At 39.2% G+C, this 3,348-nt stretch carries 6 protein-coding genes; 3 read left to right on the forward strand and 3 right to left on the reverse strand.

The window, feature by feature from the left end:
- Positions 1-156: 156 nt before the first annotated feature.
- Together ACFIK6_RS09340 and ACFIK6_RS09345 are read left to right on the forward strand one after the other, a co-directional pair.
- On the forward strand, positions 157-435 hold the full coding sequence (locus tag ACFIK6_RS09340) for a type II toxin-antitoxin system RelE/ParE family toxin (RefSeq protein WP_208439775.1): 279 nt from the start codon (positions 157-159) through the stop codon (positions 433-435).
- Between the two features lie 10 nt (positions 436-445).
- Positions 446-754, forward strand: coding sequence for a HigA family addiction module antitoxin (locus ACFIK6_RS09345; RefSeq protein ID WP_273721170.1), 309 nt, complete (start codon positions 446-448; stop codon positions 752-754).
- Between the two features lie 65 nt (positions 755-819).
- Here the strand turns inward: ACFIK6_RS09345 and ACFIK6_RS09350 are convergent, their stop codons facing one another.
- From ACFIK6_RS09350 to ACFIK6_RS09360, 3 genes are all read right to left on the reverse strand, one after another.
- Positions 820-1,071 carry a type II toxin-antitoxin system prevent-host-death family antitoxin gene (locus ACFIK6_RS09350; RefSeq protein ID WP_273724621.1) on the reverse strand — a complete coding sequence of 84 codons (252 nt, stop codon included), beginning with the start codon at positions 1,069-1,071 and terminating at the stop codon, positions 820-822.
- 123 nt (positions 1,072-1,194) lie between these two features.
- Positions 1,195-1,473, reverse strand: coding sequence for a hypothetical protein (locus ACFIK6_RS09355; RefSeq protein WP_375642688.1), 279 nt, complete (start codon positions 1,471-1,473; stop codon positions 1,195-1,197).
- Positions 1,470-2,222, reverse strand: a complete 753-nt coding sequence (locus tag ACFIK6_RS09360) for a phage antirepressor KilAC domain-containing protein (protein ID WP_375642689.1) — start codon at positions 2,220-2,222, stop codon at positions 1,470-1,472. Before ACFIK6_RS09360 ends, ACFIK6_RS09355 begins: the two co-directional genes overlap by 4 nt.
- A gap of 393 nt (positions 2,223-2,615) precedes the next feature.
- Here ACFIK6_RS09360 and ACFIK6_RS09365 point away from each other — a divergent pair.
- The coding region (locus ACFIK6_RS09365; RefSeq protein WP_375642690.1) for a phage tail sheath subtilisin-like domain-containing protein at positions 2,616-3,348 on the forward strand (733 nt) is incomplete at its 3' end.

Below are 3,348 nucleotides of genomic sequence, written 5' to 3' on the forward strand. Positions count from 1 at the left end.
ATGCACCTATCCTTCTCTTTACGCATGAGGTGGAGAAAAGAAAAACAAGTCTAAGCTATTAGGCTTTCCAATGGGATGTTACTATTTTTTTCCATTTTAGCACTTATAATGTAAGCTATTTGTTGACATTATAAGTATTTTACGCTATATAAAAGAATGATTAAAACGTTTAAAAGCAAAACATTGGCAGAATTATTCAAAACGGGAAATTCATCCAAGATTGATAAGAAACTTATAAAACGTATCATGGTTCGTCTTGATCGTTTAGATTTTTCTGAAAGACCAGAAGATATGAATCTTCCAGGATTCAACTTTCATTCTTTGATTGGATATTCACCCACTCGTTACACTGTCCACGTTAACGGACCATGGTGTATTACCTTTGAATTTGACTCATGTAATGCTTACCGTGTTGATCTTGAACAATATCACTAAGGATACAGTTATGAATGACATTCCTGCACAAAGAGATAAAAACCGTTGTCCTACTCATCCAGGAGAAGTTTTAGCAGAAATTATTCCTGAAACAGGCAAAACAAAATCAGAAATTGCGCAGATGCTTGGTATATCACGCCAACATCTCTACGATATTCTGAACGCAAAAAAGCCTGTTTCTCCTGCTATTTCCGCTTGTCTTGGCAAAATGTTTGGTGATGGAGCTGCTATATGGTTACGTATGCAAGCCAATTATGATGCGTGGCATGCTGAACGCGAAACAAATGTTAGCAAAGTTCCAACACTTCACGCTGTTTGATCTCTTCCTCACTCTGAAGAGACGATGTTTTATGAAATACTAGATAAATAATGACATCCCCTGCTTTAAACATGTTCGTCGCCATTTAAAATATCATCTAAACCACGATCTAAGTCGTCTAATATATTTTGCGGTGCATCTGCATAAACAAAAGATTGTACACGAGAACGCGCTTTTATTAATTCATGATATAAATCAACAGGAAGCATAATGATTTTTTCACGCCCTCGCTTTGTTAAAGCTACAGGTGTAGACATAGCCTCGTCTAAAATATCGCCTGCCCCGCGGTTTACATCTGTAAAACTATATTTTTTCATATGCACATCCTATCTTTAATGCATAATACGTATTATACGTATAATGTGTATTATGTAAAGATATTTTACGGCATTAACCACCTCCCCGCCTTTGAAGACGAGGAGATAAATCGTGTTTTTAAATTAAGCTACCTTTGCAACAGAATTTTTCAAACTCGGCTCGTAAGCTTTCAACAAAGGCTCCATAATAGAAGGAGGTTTTAAAGATCCAAAATTTGTAACCATTGCTAGAATCCTGAGTGCGTTTGGTGATTCATCTTGAAGTTTTAAAATCAAAGCTTTTTCTATTGCATCCATGGTTTCAATCAGAGCATTAAAAGCTTTATCTTCAACATCATCACGATCAGAAAATTGAAATAATGCCATCCACAAATCACATAAAAAGTCGATACTCGTATTCATTGTACACCTCCATGGATTTGTTCTCTTAAACATGCCAATCCTCTAGATGTGATTTTCGTTGAAGGCAGTACCTTCTCTGTTCCGTCTGGTCTTTGAATGGTGATAGCAGGACAGTCCATGAATCCTTTCTTAATTTTGTCTTGATAGGGTAACAGAGGCGCCCCTGGAGCCCGTCGATACACCCAATCATGTTTACGCAAGTAATCGGTTAAGTCCTTTGGTCGTACTTCAAGCATCTTTGCTGCTTCAATAAGACCAAACAGACCATCAGAACGCTTTAAGCCTTCAAGTGCTTCTGCTTTTGGCTTGAGTGTACTCACCTCATTTCTTAAGTCTTCTAATTGATTGATACTCTCTAAAAGGAGTTGCTTAATCGTAAGAGGATTTTCCAAAGCATTGGCAAGATCTACTCGTGGTGTTGTAGCCTGCCTTTCCAATTCTTGCCAACGGTCAATGATTTTAGCTCGTAAGGCAGTGCTGTAACCTGAAACAAGAATTAAACATTCACGTTTTGGTAGATGATAGCAAGGAAGAGAGCGACCTGTTGAATCTTTGTATACCCCTGTAAATTCACTCAATCCAAATTTGGATTCAGTACTTTCAGAGTATAATTCTCCTAACATTTTTCGAATATCACGCATAATATGCGTGTGTTGTTTTTTACACAAATCAGCAATCTCGCGACTAGACATAGTCTGAATGGTTGCTTCACTAAAAGTACTTTCTTTAGTTTCTATGAGATTGTTCATAAAGAACTCCTTGCTACTTAGAGGTTTCTTATTGACACTCTACAAGAGTGTCGGGTGTTAAGAAACACGGTAGCAAGTCCGCCGTTATGCTTTTCCCAAAAGGGTATTGTATAGCGTAACTACACCCGACAAAGTCATTATATGCGTGTAACATACAATGAGTCAAAGCTTTTTAATGTGCGGAAAACTGATTATTTCGACAATCAATCCGCTTGCTATCAAGGTGTTTCTTAGGCACCTGATTCGAAAATACACACCGCAGAAATAATGTCAAGCAGATTTCCATAATTTTTTTATTTCATCTTTGGATGCCGAGCATTGAAAAACACAGCTCTTCATCCCTCATTTTTTCACATTCACTTCATTAGCCACTATTTTAAAGGAGTATAAAGTATGGCAACAGGTTTTCTACACGGTGTTGAAGTCGTTGAGGTTGACGACGGCACCCGCCCCCTTCGCGCGGTTCAATCGGCAGTTATTGGAATTGTTGGCACAGCGCCCGATGCAGATGAACAAGTCTTTCCTCTTAATACACCAGTTTTGATAGCAGGCTCTCTTTCACAAGCAGCAAAACTAGATAAAACAGGTAAACAACGTGGTACTTTACCCAATGCTCTTGATCTTATTTTCAAGCAAGTGGGAGCAATTGTTGTTGTCATCCGTGTGAAAGAAGGTGACAGTGAAAACGCAACACTCACCAATATTCTAGGCGGTGTGAACGAAAATGGCGCCTATGAAGGTGTTCATGCTTTCATTGGAGCACAATCTATTGTGGGACAAACACCACGTATTCTAATTGCTCCAGGCTTTACACATCAACGCCAATCCAGTGTGAGTATTGAAGGAGATGGCACTGGAGCGACAGCTAAAGCCGAAATCAGTACCACTTCTAATCCTGTAGCGGCAGAACTCATTGGCATTGCTGAACGCCTACGCGCTATTGTGGTGCTTGATGCCCCAAACACAACAGACGAAGCAGCACTCAGCACAGCCAAGGATTTTGATTCAAAGCGCGCTATTATCATTGACCCTTTTGTAAAGGTGAATCGTGATGGAAAAATCTTAGAACAGCCAGCAAGTGCAGCAGTTGCAGGTGTCATTGCTAAAACTGATTTTACACACGGTT

Source organism: Bartonella sp. AS69XJJH (genome assembly GCF_042195585.1).
GTDB lineage: Bacteria > Pseudomonadota > Alphaproteobacteria > Rhizobiales > Rhizobiaceae > Bartonella.